We start from the raw sequence: 17,980 nt of genomic DNA on the forward strand, positions 1-17,980 counted from the left end.
CTCCTTAGCGACACGCGACGGACAGCTGGCTGAGCGACTGCTGCTGGCTCTCTGGCGGCAGACGATAATCGGCCACGCACTGGGCGTCCGGGGCATCGCCCCATTTCACCCGCACCTTGCCCGCCAGCGGCATCCCGCTCAGGTAGACCTGGCCGTTATCCGCGACGATGCTGCCGCTCTGGTTGCTGTCGCTGGTGGCGAGGGCGCCAAACGGCACCGGTTTGCCGCGATGGGTCAGCGTCATCAGAATCTTCATTCCCACCTGGGCGTTAAAGCTGGCGCGGACGATCGCCCCATGGGTAGGCACCACGCTGACCACTGCATCGTCAAGATCGACATTGTCGGCCAGGGTATTGGTGTCCAGCGCGACCCGGTTTTCGCGATACTCGGTGGCATACGGCAGGACGGCATACCCGCGCCAGTCGGTGCGCACCCCGGTCTGGTTTTCTACCTTCACGCCGCCGGCACCGGGGGCTTTCACCAGCACTACGGTATCGTTCAGCGGCTGGCTCAGGGTGATGCCGTTGGCGTGCGCCAGCACGCCGCCGCTGACCCCGTAGTAGAGCTGTTTGAAACCATCGCTGCGGCTGTAGCCGACGTTGGCGTTGCCGTAGCCGCCGCGGTAGTTGAGCGCGGTATAGCCGGTGCTCCCGCTGTCGCCGTTGCCGCCGCCCGCATAGCCGGTCTGCACGCTATAGCTGAGGTTATTGTCTTCCAGCAGGGTGCCGTACAGGCCCGCCAGATTGGTCATGCGGCCATTGAGATCGTGCGACAGGCTGTAGCTGGCGCTGGCGTGCCGCCAGACCGAACGGCTATCGGAACGCAGCCAGTGGCTGAAGGGGATATTGACGTTGACCGCCAGCATCTGATCGCGCCCCTGCTGCCAGGCATTTTTCGTCAGGCTGTAGCTTAGCGACCAGTTGATATCGTCTACGGCGGCGTTGAGGCCGGCCTGCAGTTGCTCATCGGCATCGTCGGTGCCCCAGTAGGTCTGGTGGCTGCCGCTCAGATAGAGGGTGGCGGTGCGCCCCAGCTGTTGGGTCACGCTCAGCTGCACCTTACCGCGCTTGCTGTAAGCCAGATTGTAGTAGTCGGTAAATTTGGGTTTCACCTGGATAACCCCGTCCTGGGTTTCCACGCTGTAGCCGCTCATCCGGCGGTAGGTGGTATCGGCAAAGTTATAGTAGCCGCGGGTGGAGTAGCGGTAGCCCACCAGCTGCAGGTTGGTGCCGGTCTCATCCAGTGACTTGTTATAGAGAAAACGCACCGACTGTCCCTGATGCTCGCTGTCGTCAGGCAGGGTGGCGTTGGCCTGGGTGATATCCAGCGATAAGGCGCCGAAATAGCCCATGTTTTTCCCCACCCCGAGGTTAAAGGCGCGATAGCGGTCCGCCAGCTGGGTGCCGCCGTACAGGGTCCAGCCGGCCGGCAGGCCATGCATGGCCGTGCTCTGGAAAAAATCGGGCGTTTCCTGTTGGTTGTTGCCGCTGCGGTACTCCCCGGCGGTGAGGGCGAAGCGGGTATGGCCTTCGCGCTGCAGCACCGGCACCGTTGACCAGGGCACGCTGAAGACCTGGCGGGTGCCATCCGCTTCTTTAATGGTGACCTGCAGATCGCCGCCGTTGCCCGCGGCGTAGAGATCGTCGATGGTAAACGGCCCCGGCGGCACCGTGCTCTGGTAGATTTCGTAGCCGTTTTGTTTGACTGACACCTGCGCGGTGCCGCGGGCGATCCCGTGGATCACCGGCGCGAAGCCTTTCTGGCTGTCCGGCAGCATATTGTCATCCGAGGCCAGCTGCGCGCCGCGGAAGTTGATCCCGTCGAAGACATCGCCGTTGGTGTAGCTATCCCCGAGGGTAAGCCGCGAGCGCAGGGAAATAATGTCCCGCTCAAGCCAGCTGTTGACGTGCTGCCAGCGGTTCTCATTGGATGACGCGCTGCCGCCGCTGCTGTAACTCCAGGTGCTGTTATCGCGCAGGCGCCACGGACCGAAGTTCAGACCGCTCTGCAGGTTCAGATAGGCGTAACGGCTGTTGCCCCCGGTGGTGTTATGGACGTTATTACCGGTGAAGTTATAGTTAATCAGCCCGGCGGTGATGCCGTTATCCCATAGCTCCGGCGGGATATACCCGCGGGCGTGGCTGCCCATAAACGCCTGGGGTACGGTGAGATACAGGCGCTGTTGGCCGACATCGAAGCGGGTGGTGGCTTCGCTGATGAGCGTCGTTAGCGGCACGCAGGCCGTACTGTCCAGGGCCGCCATGCCCGTCACCCGTCCGGTATCCACCCCCATGCTCGCCAGCTGGCCGCGGGTCAGGCAGGGCGACAGGCCATTGCCTTGCGCATCGGCCTGGAAAGTGACGTCCCGGGTGGTCATATAGCCGTTATTGAGATAAATATCGACGCGATAGGTGCCCGGCGGGACCTCCTGGCCTTTTTCAAATCCCGACAGGTCTGCCACCGCCGCCGGATCGTCAGCTAAAAAGCGGGGGTTAAAATAGAGGTCCGCCTGCGCGGCGAACGGCTGTGAGCAGAGCCACAGCGTCAGCGCCGGCGTAATCAGGCGCCGGGCGCTTCGGCGACCCCCATGGTCCAGTCCATATTTTCGATGTGACATAATCCCTCCGGTCCGACGTTGCCCGGCTGTCAGTGCTTCTGGTCATGCGCAGCGTGGCCCGCGCGGCGGGGCACACCAGATTTAACGCAGTACGCCATTCATTTTCGGCGTCAGCGCGCCGTAATCGTTAATGGTGCGATAGGTGATGGTGTTGCCGGCATCCGCAGGCAGCTTGACGCTGGTTTTACCCATCGGCGGCACCAGGGCGTTTTCCAGAATGCGCGTTCCGGCGTTCAGTTCGGTCACCGTCAGGTAATAAGGGGTAGGATTCGTCAGCGTTAGCGACGATCCGTTGCGGCTAAAGGTCAGCTTGTCCGCCGCCTGATCCGGGGGCAGGGTCAGTTTTGCCGGTCGGTAGTAGAGCTTGATGCGGCTGATAATCGCCAACTGGAGGGTGTTGTCGCTGAGCTTCGATTTATCCATTGAGGGAATAGCCTTCACGTTCATCCAGAACAGGCTTTCCCGATCCTGCGGCAGCTGGTTATTGGTCGCATCGATAATGCGCAGGGTGTTCTCTTTTTTGCCCTGCATGGCAAACAGCGGGGGAGTGATAACAAACCGGCCGTCTCGCTGCCCATCGGCATTTTCCACCCATGACTGAATAAGCCAGGTGCTGTTGTCGTCGTTATTGGTCACCGCCAGCTGGACCTGTTTCTGACCCGCCGGGTAGATAACCCGGGTCGCGCCCAGCGCGACGCCCGCGTGCGCGCTGGCGCTCAACGCGCCGGCGGCGAAAAGCACACATCCCGTCAGTATGCCGCGTATCGTCGTTGCTGTTTTTCTCACATTATCTCCTTGTCTGCTCACGGTGTTGTCCTGCTGGTCTGCGGGTTGATTACTGATAAGTTAATGAGAACCAGGCCTGGGCGTTGGCCGCGCCGCCGATGACCTGGCGTCCGGTCGCCCGATATTTGGCGACGAAATTTAGCGTCGTCGGTCCGCGGTAGAGCGGTATCCAGCGATCCGGCGGACGATTGAGAGGCAGCTGCTGGCCGTGACTGTCGAACAGCGCGATGCCGATCCCGCTGGCGATCCCCGGGCCTTCACCCACCGACAGCACGTCGGGGTTTTTGCCGTCAGCCACGCCGTGAAATGCCACCCCGACATGCTGGCTGACTGCCGTACTGCAATCCTGTAAATGAATCGTGAAAGGGATCGGGTTGCTGTCTTCGCCCACGTCGTGAAATCGGTTACTGCTGATCTGTCCCAGATTGACCGTCATCTGCCGATCGCCGGCTTCGACGCGGCAGGAACTGGCCATGATCAGGCCCTGAAAGCGCATGCTGCCCCCCGGCAGCGTGACGTTCCACTGATTACCGGCCAGCGCCAGCGGAGGCAGCAGCAGTAGCAGACCCGATTTCATTCCCTGCATCGTTTCACCCCGGTTGCAAAATTAAGCGCGGGCCCTCCTGGCCCGGATGGCTTCCTTGCCTGATGTTTGCCTTACTCGTACTGCACTTTGAAGGTGGCGTCAGCGTTCGCGATACCGGCGGTCGCGGCGCCAGTGGCGTAGTAACGCGCCTGGAACGGAATGATGTTGGTGCCGTCATTCAGCGTGGTGGCTGCGCTGAAGGTGGCGCCGTCCAGCGCCAGCGGCGTGCCGGTGTTGTCGAGGATCTGCACGCCGACGTTGGTCGCGCTGCCGGCGGCAGAGTTTTGCAGCGCCAGAACGGTGGTATTGCTGCTGTCGATGGCCGTACCGGCGAAGGCGACGGACGCTTTGGTTGCTACCGTGGTGTCGCAATCATCCAGCTGAATGTTGAAACCAACGGACGAACTGGTGCTCCCCGCCGTGGCCAGCTTCGCGGAACGCACCTGGCCCAACTGGACGGTTTGATCGATAGAGCCGGCATCCACCGCACAGGCCGCGTTAACGACTTCCCCTTTAAAATGGACGGTCCCGCCGTTAACCGTGGTGGTATCGGCCAGGGCCGCCGCGGAGCTCAGAGACAGGGCTGACACAACAATCATTGCCAGTGTTTTGATTTTCATACTGTTTTCCTTTGAACGATGTCGAAATAACGAACCGGATTGGCAGCCGTTGTGCCTTCCAGGCATTTCAGATTTCAGCCGAGTGGTCTGGCTGCCGGCTCTGCACAGTTTTCGCCCAACCGATGAGACAATTGGGGCCATTTTGACTCGTTGAGATAAACGATCTGTTCGTTGTTTAATCTTGCCTGTTTTACGGTATTAAAATCTGTTTAATGTGGTTTTATTGGTTATTTAATCTGGTGGTGTTGGCGAGAGTGCGAAAGGAAGAGAGATACCGCTGGCGAAGGCGCGCCAATGCAACGGGAGGGCAGGGTGGGGAAAAGTGCGTAATTGACGCTTTAAAAATATATTAAAAACATGTAGTTAATAATTTTTCTGCAGAAATATGGCGTGGTGAGTTGCAAAATATGTCAAAACATTTTTATGATATAAACAGTTTGGCCCCAATTGACCTGTTCACGGTTTATTTTTTTAATTAAATTCAATCAGTTGTATCAACTCCCGATTCTGCAATGCTTTCTCCAATAAGATTATTTCTTTCCCATATTCCAGCGAAACGCGCCGCATTGCTGGCGGTGTAGCGTACCGTGTGTCGAATATTACGATGACCGAGGTAATCCTGGATCAAACGGGTATCTGTACCTCTTTCCGCCAGTTCGTAGCCGCAGGCGTGACGCAGCATATGGGGGTGGGTCTGCGTCACGGTACCCGCCTTTTCCCCGGCGGAGCGAATAATACGATACGCCTGCTGGCGTGAGAGCGGGGTCCCGCGACGGGAGATAAAAAGCGCGTCGGTTTTGGCCGCCGCTTTCCAGCCGGCGCGGACCTGACTCCAGCGCTCAATGGCCTCACGTTCATCAAAGCGCAGCGGGTGAATAGTTGAAAAACCGTTCTTCAACCGCCGCACATTGACCCGGCCTTCCCGTAGATCCAGATCGTGATAGTGCAGATCCAGCAGTTCGCTGATGCGCATCCCGTGGCGAAAGGCGAGAAGGATGAGGCAGTAGTCCCGCTCGCCGGTGGCGCCCTGACGCGCGGCCTGCATCATAGCCTGAACTTCTTTGGCGGTAAGAAAACGACGTCGGTTCACAATAATTACTCCTGAAAAAGAGGTGAGGGGTCGTCATGGCGAAACCATACGCCATGACGGAAAAGATCCGTAATGTAAGAACGGTACAAGGTGAAGGCGATTAACCACGTATAGATAGCATATTATATTTACAGCCAGTCAAAATATCGCCTGGCGATAATTCTTAATTTTAGAGATTTTAAGCAAGGTCACAATAGATCTGCTCGGGTTTTATAGCATGTGCATAAAATAAAAGGGATTTTTCACTCGGTAGATTTTAAAAAATAGCGGGATGGATTTTTAGCCAACAATAAAGAATCACGGCAAAACCGGAATTAATACAGGGTCAATTTAACGATGAGACCGCAGGATTAAATAAGAACTTGCGGGAACAGTAATCATAATTAACTGAGGGTTAATTTATTGCTATTTAATTTCCCCGCAACGCGGTACAACGCCATCCGTGGCGTCAGGCTTACTGAAGCAGCGACAGGCGCTGTTTGTCGCGCGTATTGTCCCAGATACCATAGAAGCGTCCCGCGTTGCTGGCGGTATACCAGACGGTATGGCGAATATTGCGGTGTCCGAGATAGTCCTGGATCAGACGGGTATCGATACCCATATTGGCCAGCGCAAAGCCACAGGAGTGGCGCAGCATGTGCGGGTGGATCTCCAGCGGCAATCCCGCCTGGTCGCCAGAGGAGGCGATAATTTGATAAAACTGCTGGCGGGAAAGGGGATTGCCTTTGCGGGAGAGAAACAGCCACTCGCTGGCGGCCTGCGGCCAGGTGTTGCGAATGGCCAGCCAGCGCTTTAGGGCGTGGATCTCTTTATTCAGCAAAGGGTGGGTGGTCGAAAACCCCTTTTTTAGCCGATGGATATAAACGCAGCGGGAAGCAAGGTCGATATCGGATATTCTCAGGCGACAGATCTCGCTGGCGCGCAGACCATGGATGAAGCACAGCAGCGTCAGGCAATAATTACGTGCGGCATAGGGACCGCTATCGGCGGCTTTAAGTAGCGACTCGATTTCATTCTGAGTCAGGAAGTTCCTTTTTTTAATCTCGGCGTTATTCGTCATAGTGTTCCCTTTTATGGCAGGCAAATATTACGCTTTCCAGGCCTGCGTCAGGTCATTGTTAAATGCGACTGCCTTTTTATTTTTTAACAGCGTGCTGATAACGTTTTTATTTGCTACGGGAGCATGCGGTATCATGGGCTATCGCCATCCCCAGCGATAAGACGCCGTATGCTGAAGGGTAAAGAAAGGGTTAGCTGGTTGAACTGGCGAATCTTTCCTGGAGGTTTCCACGTCCTGTACATCCCTGATCCTCTTGATGATGCCCGCTTGATGATGAAGGCACTGGCTTCCGGCCACGGCAAGGCGGCCATCAATGCCGTCATGATTTATTTCCCGGCTGTCGGGGCGGCACGGCGTCAGCCAGCCGGCCTCCCGTATCTCAGCGACGGGAATGGCATGAGTAATTTCTCAGACAGAATACAACCTTGAACCGTCTGGATAGCATTCACTGCAAAACTACAACAGAGATTAAACCATACTGCAAAAAGCCTGGGGATAATAGCCATTGTCTCTGTGAGGGCACTTTACGTCTTATTTAACGGGTTGAGCTTAATCTTAATGGTGCTGTGGGAGCGCGGGCGGTAATCGGCGGAAGCGGTGATATCAGGCGGTGGGTATAAGAGAGGCATAGGCTGCAGACTGGTGTGGGTAATATTCTGCTGCGAGCTAAGAATAAAGAGCAGGTAGGGGACAGACGCGACGGTCCGGTGTCGCAGGCGGTGTTAAAGGCTCCGGTGGCAGAAGTCCGCGATCTGATATCCACCGGAGCAGGCTGACTTACCATTTTTCGTCGCGGGCTTCCTGACGACCTTCGCGGCGGTTTTCCCGCTTATCGTGACGGCAGCTGGCGTTGCTTTGATTATTATTTCTGACGCACTCTTGCTTGATTTCACGGCCCTGCTCGCGGCTATCCTGGCGGATATCGCGAGCGTCCTGGCGCTGGTCGCTGCGCCAGGTCGCCTGCGCCGAAAGCGAGGGCGTCAGCAGCGCGACGCACGCCAGGGCGAGTAAGCATCTTTTCATGGGGGTGGTCCTGTTAATGAATATATTAAATTAATAGCAGTTAATGAATATTCGTGCCTGATGCGCAGGATGATAAAGTACAAAAAGTGCCAGGATAGCGATAACTGATTTATTTTTATCTTTTTTAGGTGTGTAACGATTGCTCTAATATGTTATGCAGGGCGTCAACAGCAAAAACAAACGTCTGTGGTATGCTGAAAATATGAAAATGCTTTGTGCAAAGGTAGGGCAGAGGGTAGGTGTAGGAGCCCGCTGATGCTGATAATGCGGAGCCTTGTGACCTTAAGCATTGACGAGAAAAATCCGACAAATTATCCAGGCACTATTGTTCGCCGGGCATGAGATTGTCGTCTGGCGGTTGATCTCTTTTCACCATGGCTTACCGATGATGATACCGACTTCGCAACGCGACTGGCGCCTGCTGGCCGCCGGGAGCGGCGGCCTTCTTCTGCTGGCCGCCGGCATCACCTTGCACAGCCACTGGAGCGACTTCCTCCAGTGGTGCCTCGCCACGCAAATTACCTTGCATCGCTATCTGGTGATGTACCTTCTGCTGCTGAACAACCATCAGTACAGCGGCGGCGTCTGGCTGCTGGTGGGCGCTTTTCTCTACGGCGTGCTCCACGCTATCGGACCGGGCCACGGCAAGTTTATCGTCACCACTTACCTGAGCACCAATCAGGAGAGCCTGACCGCGGCGCGGGTGGTGCCTTTTCTCGGCAGCCTGCTGCAGGGCGTCAGCGCCATCCTGTTTGTCTTTATTCTCGCGGTGGGGCTGAATCTGGCCGCTGGCGATCTCAGCGCCAGCCGCTGGTACGTCGAGAAGATCAGCGCCCTGACCATCGCCGCCTTTGGGGTTTACGTTATCTGTCGTGCGCTGCAGAGCCTGCTGCCGGGTAAAAGGAGAATACGCGCCCTGAGGCCGGCGCATCAGCATGATGCCTCGTGCGGCTGCGGGCACCACGGCGTGGGACACGACCTGCAGGGCGCCGACTGGAAGACACGCCTGGGCGTGGTGCTGGCCATCGGCGCCCGGCCCTGCAGCGGAGCGATTATGATCCTGCTGTTCGCCAACGCGCTGGGGATCGTCAGCTGGGGCATCGCCGCGGTGATGACCATGGCGCTGGGCACCGCGCTGTCGATCCTTGGTCTGTCGCTGGCGGTGCACTATGCCCGTCACCGTACCGTCAACCGGCTGACGGCGACCAGCCGTCCGCGGCCCTGGCTGGTGCCGCTGGTGAAGATCCTCGGCGGGCTGGCGCTGATCCTCTTTGCCGCGACATTGTTTTTCACCGTGGTGCCGATCAGCGCTAACGGCGACTTTATCGCCGCCGGCTGTTAACGGCTCTCCAGCAGGCGCATCAATACCCGCAGCGCCTGATCCAGCTGCTGGCGCTCGCCATCGCTGAGCCCCGCCAGCAGCTGCCGTTCATTATCGACATGGGTCTCCACCGCTTCATCGATGCGTTCACGTCCGGCGGGCGTCAGGGCGACCAGCATACTGCGGGCGTCTTCCGGATTGGGCAGGCGGGTAATAAATCCGCGTTTCTCCAATGCCTTCAGGCGATGAGTCATGGTGCCGGAGGTGATCATCAGCGTGGAGAAGAGCTGGGTAGGCGAAAGAATAAACGGCGCCCCGGCGCGGCGCAGCGTCGCCAGCATGTCAAACTCCCAGCGCACCAGCTCATGGCGTGTAAAAGCCACTTCCACCTGCGGCTCCAGCAGCATGGCGCATCGTTTCAGACGGCCAATTGGCCCCATTGGGCTGCAGTCGAGGTCCGGCCGCTCGCGCTGCCACTGGGCGAGGATCCGATCAACGGCGTCGATCGGCGGTGATTTGTCCATAAGTGCTCACTTGTCTTGATATCAAGATAATTGCGTGTACATACTTGCGGCACCAATTTAACTTGAAGTGAAGATAAAATCATGGCTTTTCTCTCGCGTAGTCTGATGCTCGACCTGCTGCTCACGGCGCTGGCGCCCGCTATCTGGGGGACGACCTACATCGTCACCTCCCAGTTTCTTCCCCCCGACCGGCCGTTTATCGCCGCCCTTCTGAGGGTTTTGCCGGCAGGCATCGCCCTGCTGATCTGGAGCCGCCGCTTTCCACAGCGCGGCGAATGGCTAAAGCTTATCGTTACCGGCATCTTAAATATCGGCGCATTTCAGGCGCTGCTGTTTATCGCCGCCTATCGCTTACCCGGCGGTCTGGCGGCAGTGATTGGCGCGATCCAGCCGCTGCTGGTGATGCTTCTCGCCTGGTGCGTAGACCGGCAGCGCTCGCCCTGGCTGGCGGTATTCTCAGCCCTCGCCGGCATACTCGGTATGGCCATGCTGCTGCTGTCGCCGCGCACCGTCCTCGACCCGCTGGGCATCGGCGCGGCGTTTCTCGGGGCGATCAGTATGGCGCTGGGCACCTGGCTCTCCCGCCGCTGGGCGCTCTCCCTGCCGATCGTCGCGTTAACCGGCTGGCAGCTGGCGATCGGCGGGGTGGTGCTGGCGCCCGTGGCGCTGATCGTTGATCCCCCTTTACAACAGGTGACAGCGCTGCAGGTGGCCGGCTATCTGTGGCTGTGCGTGGCGGGCGCGATGCTGGCCTATGGCCTGTGGTTCCGGGGGATTGGCCGCCTCTCGCCGGTGGCGGTATCGGCAATGAGCCTGCTGAGCCCGGTGACCGCCGTGGTGTTGGGGTGGATTTTCCTTGGCCAAAAGATCCAGGGGATGGCGCTGGTCGGGCTGATCGTGGTGCTGGCGAGCGTGTTGTCTATTCAGCGCGCGCTGGCGCGTCAGGCGGCGGGGGCAAAAACGAAAAAAGCCCCATAACGGGGCTCGACATTGCTGTGTGCGGGGTGGGCGGCGGGAGCCAGACCAGCCGCCCGCAGGCGGCCTGTCCGGCAGCTCCCTCTGCAACCATTCGCTTATTTAGAGAGCTCGGCGGTCATATGGACCTGGTTGCCGGTGTACGCTTCAGTGATGTGGTAGGAAGCGCCTTGTTCTTTCGCAATGGTCGCGATTTTCGCTTCTGCGCTGTCCAGGGTGTCTGCTGTTACGCTCACCGGATGAGCGAAGCTAGCGAAAGAGACCAGGGAGAGCATACCGGCAGCGGCGAGTAATTTTACGTTTTTCATGGTGTTTGTCCTTTTAACTTTTATGGTGGAAAGCGTGTTTGCTTTCGATGGGCTTATAATAAGTCTGCTAACTATAACGCGCGTGGCAAAAAGTGCGATTTAGATCACATTTTTATGGCGGTTTGATGACGGAGATATGAATGTTTCTCTATTTTTTAATTTAAAAACAATGGATTATTGATTATTTTTTGATGGGAGTATCACGCGGACTGCCTGCGATCAGAATGTAGAAGGCGCCTCATTTACGCGGTTACCATTCATTGTATGAATTAGTTGGGCGGTTTTTAGCCGCCGTTGGGGCGGATTCGGACGATTCGCAATAGCCCTCTGGAGGCCATTTCGGCATGCTGAGACGGCCATTTCTCTCATGCCCTGGCGTTAGGCTTTCCGCGCTGTAAACATCCATCACCCCGTTTTGATCTATCAATAAGCATTTATTAATAGTTATCGATTATCTGTTATATAACTTAATGAAACGTGAACAAATGTATATTTGTCGGCGAATAAATAGCATTCTTTGACGCCGATAGCACCAGCGAACTTATATTTTTAAGTTCGTTACCTGACGCCTTAAATATTGCGGCTCCCGGTCAGTCGAAGATTCTATTAGCAGTGGCATAAATCAGCATCGCCTGATGTTTCTGGTTCTATGCGAATTCACAGTGTGCTCATTGATTCGTAATTCACTCTGACAAGGAAATGGCAATGAAAAAGGTTCTTCTCTCTGCAGCAATGGCAACCGCGTTTTTTGGCATGACTGCTGCCCATGCAGCTGATACCAATGTTGGCGGCGGCCAGGTTAATTTCTTCGGTAAAGTTACCGATGTATCCTGTACTGTTTCTGTTAACGGCCAGGGCAGCGATGCGAACGTTTACCTGTCTCCGGTAACTCTGACTGAAGTTAAAGCGGCAGCAGCGGATACTTACCTGAAACCGAAATCTTTCACCATTGACGTCTCTAACTGCCAGGCTGCTGACGGCACCAAACAGGATGACGTAAGCAAACTGGGCGTAAACTGGACCGGCGGTAACCTGCTGGCTGGCGCTACCAGCAAACAACAGGGCTACCTGGCGAACACCGAAGCTTCCGGTGCTCAGAACATCCAGCTGGTACTGTCTACTGACAACGCTACCGCACTGACCAACAAAATCATCCCGGGTGACAGCACTCAGCCGAAAGCGAAAGGCGACGCTTCCGCTGTCGCTGATGGCGCGCGTTTCACCTACTACGTAGGCTACGCCACCAGCGCGCCGACCACGGTAACCACCGGTGTGGTTAACAGCTACGCGACTTACGAAATTACTTACCAGTAATTCCGTCAGAAAATAAAACTGCCCCGCGATGGGGCAGTTAATAACAATAATAAAGCGGCAATGTCCGCCGCTTGTATTTTTATTCTGAGGTCAGCATGAAGCGTATTGCCCTTTTTTTCTGTTTCATTTTTAGTTTTGCGGCCCATGCCAACAATATTATTGTTAACGGTACCCGCTTTATTTATCCAGGAAATGAAAAAGAAATAACGGTACAGCTTTCAAATAACGCCGACCGTCCGGCGCTGGCGCAGGCCTGGCTGGATAACGGCGATGCCGATGCCACACCGGATACCATTACCACCCCGTTTATTATCACCCCGCCGATTTCGCGCGTTGACGCCAAGAGCGGCCAGACGCTGCGTATTAAGCTCGGCAGCAGCGCCGGTCTGGCGAAAGATAAAGAGACGCTGTGGTGGCTGAATCTGTTGGAAATACCGCCGGTGGTGGCCAATCAGAAAAATGAAGGCCAGAACGTGCTGCAGCTGGCGATCCGTTCGCGCTTTAAATTTATTTATCGTCCTGCCGGACTGGGCAACCGCGATGCGGCGGCCGAGAAGCTGACCCTGACCGCCAGCGGCAGTAGTCTCGCCATCAACAACCCGACGCCGTTCTACATTACCGTCAGCCGTATTTCCCGCGACGGCGGTAAAGCCCTGAACAGCAAAACCGTGATGCTGGCGCCGCAGTCCAGCCAGACGGTGGCGCTTTCCTCAGCCGTCAACCGCGGCGAAACCCTGACCGTTAACAACATTAATGACTATGGCGCCGATGTCGCAGTGAAAGTGGCCGTTAAATAAGGGAAAAGCTAATGAAGCAGAGGTCATTCTGCCCGGGAAGATTAAGCACCGCGATCGCCATCGCGCTGTGCTGCTTTCCGCCATTTTCCAGCGGACAGGAAAACCCGGGAACGGTATATCAATTTAACGACGGCTTTATTGTCGGCAGTCGCGAAAAGGTCGATCTGTCACGCTTCTCGACCAGCGCGATTACCGAAGGCACTTACTCCCTTGACGTCTACACCAACGACGAATGGAAAGGGCGCTACGATCTGCGCATCGCGCGCGACAAAGACGGTAACCTTGGGGTCTGCTACACCAAAGCGATGCTGACGCAGTACGGCATCGCGGCGGAAAAGCTCAATCCGCAGCTGAGCGAACAGGAAGGCTACTGCGGTAGCCTCAAATCCTGGCGCAACGAAGACAACGTCAAAGACAACCTGGTCCAGTCCTCCCTGCGGTTGAACATTTCGGTGCCGCAGATCTATGAAGATCAACGCCTGAAAAACTATGTCAGCCCGGAGTTCTGGGACAAAGGCATTACCGCGCTTAATCTTGGCTGGATGGCCAACGCCTGGAACAGCCACACCTCTTCGGTCGGCGGGTCGGATAACAGCAGCGCCTACCTTGGCGTCAATGCCGGCCTGTCGTGGGACGGCTGGCTGCTGAAGCATATCGGTAACCTGAACTGGCAGCAGCAGCAGGGTAAAGCGCACTGGAACAGCAACCAGACCTATCTCCAGCGGCCGATCCCGCAGATCAACTCCATCGTCAGCGGTGGGCAGATCTTTACCAATGGTGAATTTTTCGACACCATCGGTCTGCGTGGGGTTAATCTTTCCACCGATGACAATATGTTCCCGGACGGCATGCGCTCCTATGCCCCGGAAATTCGCGGCGTGGCGCAGAGCAACGCCCTCGTCACCGTGCGCCAGGGCAGCAACATTATCTATCAGACCACCGTTCCGCCGGGGCCGTTTACCCTGCAGGATGTCTATCCATCCGGCTATGGCAGCGATCTTGAGGTTTCGGTAAAAGAGGCGGATGGCTCGGTGGAAGTGTTCAGCGTGCCTTACGCCTCCGTTGCTCAGCTGCTGCGTCCGGGCATGACCCGCTACGCGCTCTCCGCCGGTAAAGTGGACGACAGCGGGCTGCGCAATAAGCCGATGCTCTATCAGGCGACCTGGCAGCACGGGATCAATAACCTGCTGACCGGCTACACCGGGGTCACCGGCTTTGACGACTATCAGGCCTTCCTGGTGGGCACCGGGATGAACACCGGGATCGGCGCCCTCTCTTTTGACGTCACCCATTCTCGGCTGAAAAGCGATAGCCATGATGACTCGGGGCAGAGCTATCGCGCCACCTTTAACCGCATGTTCACCGATACCCAGACCAGCATCGTGCTGGCGGCGTATCGCTACTCGACGAAAGGTTATTACAACCTCAACGACGCGCTGTACGCCGTCGATCAGGAAAAAAACAGCCGCAGCAACTACACCCTCTGGCGGCAAAAAAACGGCATGACCTTCACGGTAAACCAGAACCTGCCTGACGGCTGGGGCGGGTTTTATCTCAGCGGTCGTATTTCCGATTACTGGAACCGCTCCGGGACCGAGAAGCAGTATCAGGTCAGCTATAACAATTCGTTTGGTCGTCTCTCCTGGTCGGCGAGCGCCCAGCGCGTCTATACCCCGGACAGCTCCGGCCATCGCCGCGACGATCGCATTTCACTCAACTTCAGCTACCCGCTGTGGTTTGGCGACAACCGCACCGCCAACCTGACGTCGAACACCTCGTTCAACAACTCGCGCTTTGCCAGCTCGCAGATTGGTATCAACGGTTCGCTGGACAGTGAAAACAACCTTAACTACGGCGTGTCGACCACCACCGCCACCGGCGGTCAGCATGATGTGGCGCTCAACGGCAGCTACCGTACGCCATGGACCACCCTCAACGGCAGCTACAGCCAGGGCGAAGGCTATCGTCAGAGCGGCATTGGCGCCAGCGGGACGATGATCGCCCACAGCGGCGGCGTGGTGCTCTCACCGGAAAGCGGCTCGACGATGGCGCTGATTGAAGCCAAAGACGCGGCCGGCGCTATGCTCCCGGGATCGCCGGGCACCCGCGTGGACAGCAATGGTTACGCCATCCTGCCGTATCTGCGCCCGTACCGAATTAACGCCGTCGAGATCGACCCGAAAGGCAGCCATGACGACGTGGCCTTCGATCGCACCGTGGCGCAGGTTGTGCCGTGGGAAGGCAGCGTGGTTAAGGTGGCGTTTGGCACCACGGTGCAGAACAACCTCACCCTGCAGGCGCGCCAGGCGAACCATGAGCCGCTGCCGTTTGCGGCGAGTATTTTCTCCCCCGACGGCAAGGAGATCGGCGTCGTCGGTCAGGGCAGCATGATGTTTATCAGCGATGCGAACGCCAAACGCGCGATTGTGAAGTGGAGCGGCGGGCAGTGTTCGGTGGATCTGGGACAGCAAACAACAAAGGATAGCGTATGTCGCTGAGGAAATTACTGACGCTTTTTATCGTCTTGATGGCGCTGGGCACCACCTCGTCCTGGGCCGTCTGTACGCGCCTTTCTTCGCCAACGGTGATGCTGGACATGGTGGTGGGCAGGGTGGTGGTACCCCCGGATCTGCCGGTGGGTTCGGTGATCCTTACCCGCGACTGGACGATGAGCGCCCCCGGCGGGGCGAGCTATCGCTGTACCTCCGGCACCAACCGCTTCGCGGCGAAGATCGTGTCGCCAGGGGCCACGGACCTGGGGAATAAAATTTATTCCACCAACGTGCCGGGAATTGGTATGCGTTTCAGCCGCGGCGGCGCGACGGTGAATATCGTCTATCCCGACGTCTATTCGTCCCGAGTGTATAACACCACCAACTATTCCCTTGAAGGTTCACGTTTTACGCTGGAGATTATCAAAACCGCGGCAACCACCGGCAGCGGTACCCTCGCGGCGGGAAAATACACCTCCTACGACTGGGAGAGCGGCGGCAACCCGATCCTCGAAACCTATCTGAGCGCCAACGCGATCACCGTGGTCTCGCCCTCCTGTTCGGTATTGAGTGGGAAAAATATGAATGTTGATGTGGGTGCCATTAGACGTACTGACCTGAAAGGGGTTGGCACCACCGCGGGCGGGAAGGATTTTAATATTGAGCTGCAGTGCAGCGGCGGCCTGAGTGAAACGGGATATGCCAACATCAGCACCTCTTTCTCCGGCACCCTGGCTACCAGCACCACCGCCACCATGGGCGCCTTGCTGAATGAAAAGGCCGGCAGCGGGATGGCGAAAGGCGTCGGCATCCAGGTGCTGAAGGATGGATCCCCGCTGCAGTTTAATAAGAAATATACCGTTGGCCGCTTGAATAATCAGGAGACCCGCTACATCACCATACCGCTGCACGCGCGCTTTTATCAGTATGGCCCGACGACCAGCACCGGCGAGGTGGAGTCGCATATGATCTTTAACCTGACGTACGATTAATACGGGAGGGGGAATGAAGGGATTGCCGAAACATACTATCGCGTGGCTGCTGCTCTGCGGCAGCCTCGCCGTCCCCTCGGCGTGGGGTTTCGAGACTAATTACGACCGCGGACGGGTCGATTTTGCCGGGCGGGTGACGGATATCTCCTGCAGCGTCGCGCTCAATGGCGGCCAGAATGCCGGCAGCGGCAACGTCTGGCTGGCGCCGGTCAGCCTGGCGGAAGTGCACGATCGCGGGGCCGGCGCGTTTATGAAGCCGCAGCCTTTTACCCTGGCGCTGTCAAACTGCCAGCTACGTCATGACGGCGGCGCCGCTTCGCAGGACGAGGTGCGGCGGGTCAGCGTTCGCTGGATCGACGGTTTTTTACTGACGGCGGTCGGCAATGAGAACGCGGGCTATCTGGCTAATACCTTGCCAGACGGCGCGCAGAATATTTATCTGGCGCTGTCGACCAATGATAATAATACGCTGGATAAGAGTAATAAAATTGTCCCTGCGGATCCGCAGCAAAATCAGGTGCATTTACAGGAAAACGCGGTCAGCGGCGGCCTGTTCACCTATTATGTGGGCTACGTTTCGCCGACCCCGAAAAGCGCCACCAGCGGGCCAATTACCAGCTGGGCAACGTGGGAATTAGTTTATAATTAAGCGGGACGAAAAAGCCGGGCAAGCCCGGCTTTTTTATATGCCAATATCGTCGGCAACCAGTTGCTCAATGCTGACTTCCTGCCAGTAATGCCCCTGAATAGCAAACCACTCCATACCCTGCAGCCATTTTTTATGGGCTTCGCTTTCCACGCCTTCAATAATCACGTTGTGATGATTGCGGGATAAAAAGGTGACCAGCGCATCCATCAGCTGACGGCCGGACTCTTTGCGCATCAGATGCCAGAAAAAATCTTTATCAATTTTGACATAGTCAAAATGATAACCGCTGATGGCGTTAATCCCCGCGTAGCCAGAGCCGAAGTCATCGAGCCACAGCGAGGTATCCTGCGGGCTTTGCCAGGCGGCCAGGGAATTATTCAGAAGTTTCTCGGCGTTTTCGGTCACTTCAAAATGGACGCAGGTCAGGGCGGCGATTTTCTCTTTTATTTCCTTCTGGCGCAGCAGAGTCAGGATATGGTCATCAACGTTAATGGTAGCGGAAATATGGTTACGTAAAAACCATGCTTTATGCTGTTCAATCAACCCCAGTTGCTCGAGAAAAATACGTTCACGAACTGCCGCGGTGGCATGGCGGAAAAAATATTCTGGCGAAACGGGAAGATTATCGAAGCGGCTTAAGCATTCAACCGCGACTAAGGTACCTTGTGGGGAAAACATTTTCTGAAAGACGTAGCGTACAGCGATATCATTACGAGATAAAATGTTGTCTTCGAATATTTTAGTGTTCATTATCCCTCTTCACGAGGTTAGTCAGACAATAAGCAGAGGATAGGTTAATTATAGGCTACCTGATGATTAATGGGAA

General features: G+C 56.7%; 18 protein-coding genes. 8 read left to right on the top strand and 10 right to left on the bottom strand.

The window, feature by feature from the left end:
* Positions 1–4 precede the first annotated feature (4 nt).
* The 6 genes from ABLV76_RS10270 to fimB form a co-directional block, all read right to left on the bottom strand.
* The gene (locus ABLV76_RS10270; RefSeq protein ID WP_094311410.1) at positions 5–2,617 is read right to left on the bottom strand and encodes a fimbrial biogenesis usher protein; all 2,613 of its coding nucleotides are present in this window, start codon (positions 2,615–2,617) and stop codon (positions 5–7) included.
* Between the two features lie 81 nt (positions 2,618–2,698).
* Entirely contained in the window at positions 2,699–3,403 is a 705-nt protein-coding gene (locus ABLV76_RS10275; RefSeq protein WP_017899263.1) for a fimbria/pilus periplasmic chaperone, read from the bottom strand.
* Positions 3,404–3,452: 49 nt separating this feature from the next.
* A complete protein-coding gene (locus tag ABLV76_RS10280) occupies positions 3,453–3,989 on the bottom strand; it encodes a fimbrial protein (protein ID WP_065696828.1) in 537 nt (178 codons plus the stop codon).
* A gap of 71 nt (positions 3,990–4,060) precedes the next feature.
* Positions 4,061–4,609, bottom strand: a complete 549-nt coding sequence (fimA, locus tag ABLV76_RS10285) for a type 1 fimbrial major subunit FimA (protein ID WP_004205364.1) — start codon at positions 4,607–4,609, stop codon at positions 4,061–4,063.
* A 481-nt stretch (positions 4,610–5,090) separates the two neighbouring features.
* A complete protein-coding gene (gene fimE / locus ABLV76_RS10290) occupies positions 5,091–5,699 on the bottom strand; it encodes a type 1 fimbria switch DNA invertase FimE (protein ID WP_004205365.1) in 609 nt (202 codons plus the stop codon).
* 454 nt (positions 5,700–6,153) lie between these two features.
* Positions 6,154–6,759 carry a type 1 fimbria switch DNA invertase FimB gene (fimB, locus tag ABLV76_RS10295; RefSeq protein WP_004205366.1) on the bottom strand — a complete coding sequence of 202 codons (606 nt, stop codon included), beginning with the start codon at positions 6,757–6,759 and terminating at the stop codon, positions 6,154–6,156.
* 168 nt (positions 6,760–6,927) lie between these two features.
* On the opposite strand from fimB, the gene ABLV76_RS10300 reads away from it, so the two are divergent.
* Positions 6,928–7,188 (top strand): hypothetical protein, encoded by a 261-nt coding sequence (locus ABLV76_RS10300; protein ID WP_004205367.1) that lies wholly within the window; start codon positions 6,928–6,930, stop codon positions 7,186–7,188.
* Between the two features lie 348 nt (positions 7,189–7,536).
* Here ABLV76_RS10300 and ABLV76_RS10305 read toward each other — a convergent pair whose 3' ends face one another.
* Positions 7,537–7,782, bottom strand: coding sequence for a hypothetical protein (locus ABLV76_RS10305; protein WP_049092881.1), 246 nt, complete (start codon positions 7,780–7,782; stop codon positions 7,537–7,539).
* Positions 7,783–8,167: 385 nt separating this feature from the next.
* Here ABLV76_RS10305 and ABLV76_RS10310 point away from each other — a divergent pair, with 385 nt between their 5' ends.
* Positions 8,168–9,124, top strand: coding sequence for a nickel/cobalt transporter (locus tag ABLV76_RS10310; protein WP_053810906.1), 957 nt, complete (start codon positions 8,168–8,170; stop codon positions 9,122–9,124).
* Here the strand turns inward: ABLV76_RS10310 and ABLV76_RS10315 are convergent.
* Positions 9,121–9,627: a MarR family transcriptional regulator gene (locus ABLV76_RS10315; protein ID WP_004205381.1), complete on the bottom strand. Its 507-nt coding sequence runs from the start codon at positions 9,625–9,627 to the stop codon at positions 9,121–9,123. The two genes, ABLV76_RS10310 and ABLV76_RS10315, sit on opposite strands and share 4 nt — an antisense overlap.
* An 81-nt stretch (positions 9,628–9,708) precedes the next feature.
* On the opposite strand from ABLV76_RS10315, the gene ABLV76_RS10320 reads away from it, so the two are divergent.
* Complete coding sequence (locus tag ABLV76_RS10320) at positions 9,709–10,605, top strand: EamA family transporter (RefSeq protein ID WP_048295557.1); 897 nt, start codon at positions 9,709–9,711, stop codon at positions 10,603–10,605.
* Between the two features lie 95 nt (positions 10,606–10,700).
* Here the strand turns inward: ABLV76_RS10320 and ABLV76_RS10325 are convergent, their stop codons facing one another.
* A complete protein-coding gene (locus ABLV76_RS10325) occupies positions 10,701–10,910 on the bottom strand; it encodes a DUF1471 domain-containing protein (protein WP_002916131.1) in 210 nt (69 codons plus the stop codon).
* 705 nt (positions 10,911–11,615) lie between these two features.
* On the opposite strand from ABLV76_RS10325, the gene mrkA reads away from it, so the two are divergent.
* The 5 genes from mrkA to mrkF all read left to right on the top strand — a co-directional run bounded on the left by mrkA (position 11,616) and on the right by mrkF (position 17,154).
* Positions 11,616–12,224: a type 3 fimbria major subunit MrkA gene (mrkA, locus tag ABLV76_RS10330; RefSeq protein WP_000756959.1), complete on the top strand. Its 609-nt coding sequence runs from the start codon at positions 11,616–11,618 to the stop codon at positions 12,222–12,224.
* A 95-nt stretch (positions 12,225–12,319) separates the two neighbouring features.
* Positions 12,320–13,021 carry a type 3 fimbria chaperone MrkB gene (gene mrkB / locus ABLV76_RS10335; RefSeq protein WP_000820818.1) on the top strand — a complete coding sequence of 234 codons (702 nt, stop codon included), beginning with the start codon at positions 12,320–12,322 and terminating at the stop codon, positions 13,019–13,021.
* An 11-nt stretch (positions 13,022–13,032) separates the two neighbouring features.
* Complete coding sequence (gene mrkC, locus ABLV76_RS10340) at positions 13,033–15,519, top strand: type 3 fimbria usher protein MrkC (protein ID WP_004205384.1); 2,487 nt, start codon at positions 13,033–13,035, stop codon at positions 15,517–15,519.
* On the top strand, positions 15,510–16,505 hold the full coding sequence (mrkD, locus tag ABLV76_RS10345) for a type 3 fimbria adhesin subunit MrkD (protein ID WP_004205385.1): 996 nt from the start codon (positions 15,510–15,512) through the stop codon (positions 16,503–16,505). The genes mrkC and mrkD overlap by 10 nt, the downstream gene beginning before the upstream one ends.
* 13 nt (positions 16,506–16,518) lie before the next feature.
* Positions 16,519–17,154, top strand: a complete 636-nt coding sequence (gene mrkF, locus ABLV76_RS10350) for a type 3 fimbria minor subunit MrkF (protein ID WP_032456584.1) — start codon at positions 16,519–16,521, stop codon at positions 17,152–17,154.
* A gap of 33 nt (positions 17,155–17,187) precedes the next feature.
* Here the strand turns inward: mrkF and ABLV76_RS10355 are convergent, their stop codons facing one another.
* Positions 17,188–17,904: an EAL domain-containing protein gene (locus tag ABLV76_RS10355; RefSeq protein WP_004205387.1), complete on the bottom strand. Its 717-nt coding sequence runs from the start codon at positions 17,902–17,904 to the stop codon at positions 17,188–17,190.
* Positions 17,905–17,980 lie beyond the last annotated feature (76 nt).

It is taken from the genome of Klebsiella sp. GB_Kp047 (assembly GCF_040065235.1).
Classification (GTDB): domain Bacteria; phylum Pseudomonadota; class Gammaproteobacteria; order Enterobacterales; family Enterobacteriaceae; genus Klebsiella; species Klebsiella quasipneumoniae.

What these genes read in the sequence shown, in the direction of transcription:
- mrkC (WP_004205384.1), top strand. Translation starts at nt 13,033, where the DNA reads ATGAAGCAGAGGTCATTCTGCCCGGGAAGATTAAGCACCGCGATCGCC.
- mrkB (WP_000820818.1), top strand. Translation starts at nt 12,320, where the DNA reads ATGAAGCGTATTGCCCTTTTTTTCTGTTTCATTTTTAGTTTTGCGGCC.
- ABLV76_RS10270 (WP_094311410.1), bottom strand. Translation starts at nt 2,617, where the DNA reads ATGTCACATCGAAAATATGGACTGGACCATGGGGGTCGCCGAAGCGCC.
- mrkD (WP_004205385.1), top strand. Translation starts at nt 15,510, where the DNA reads ATGTCGCTGAGGAAATTACTGACGCTTTTTATCGTCTTGATGGCGCTG.
- ABLV76_RS10310 (WP_053810906.1), top strand. Translation starts at nt 8,168, where the DNA reads ATGATGATACCGACTTCGCAACGCGACTGGCGCCTGCTGGCCGCCGGG.
- mrkF (WP_032456584.1), top strand. Translation starts at nt 16,519, where the DNA reads ATGAAGGGATTGCCGAAACATACTATCGCGTGGCTGCTGCTCTGCGGC.
- ABLV76_RS10325 (WP_002916131.1), bottom strand. Translation starts at nt 10,910, where the DNA reads ATGAAAAACGTAAAATTACTCGCCGCTGCCGGTATGCTCTCCCTGGTC.
- ABLV76_RS10280 (WP_065696828.1), bottom strand. Translation starts at nt 3,989, where the DNA reads ATGCAGGGAATGAAATCGGGTCTGCTACTGCTGCTGCCTCCGCTGGCG.
- fimA (WP_004205364.1), bottom strand. Translation starts at nt 4,609, where the DNA reads ATGAAAATCAAAACACTGGCAATGATTGTTGTGTCAGCCCTGTCTCTG.
- fimB (WP_004205366.1), bottom strand. Translation starts at nt 6,759, where the DNA reads ATGACGAATAACGCCGAGATTAAAAAAAGGAACTTCCTGACTCAGAAT.
- ABLV76_RS10355 (WP_004205387.1), bottom strand. Translation starts at nt 17,904, where the DNA reads ATGAACACTAAAATATTCGAAGACAACATTTTATCTCGTAATGATATC.
- ABLV76_RS10315 (WP_004205381.1), bottom strand. Translation starts at nt 9,627, where the DNA reads ATGGACAAATCACCGCCGATCGACGCCGTTGATCGGATCCTCGCCCAG.
- ABLV76_RS10300 (WP_004205367.1), top strand. Translation starts at nt 6,928, where the DNA reads ATGCTGAAGGGTAAAGAAAGGGTTAGCTGGTTGAACTGGCGAATCTTT.
- ABLV76_RS10305 (WP_049092881.1), bottom strand. Translation starts at nt 7,782, where the DNA reads ATGAAAAGATGCTTACTCGCCCTGGCGTGCGTCGCGCTGCTGACGCCC.
- ABLV76_RS10320 (WP_048295557.1), top strand. Translation starts at nt 9,709, where the DNA reads ATGGCTTTTCTCTCGCGTAGTCTGATGCTCGACCTGCTGCTCACGGCG.
- mrkA (WP_000756959.1), top strand. Translation starts at nt 11,616, where the DNA reads ATGAAAAAGGTTCTTCTCTCTGCAGCAATGGCAACCGCGTTTTTTGGC.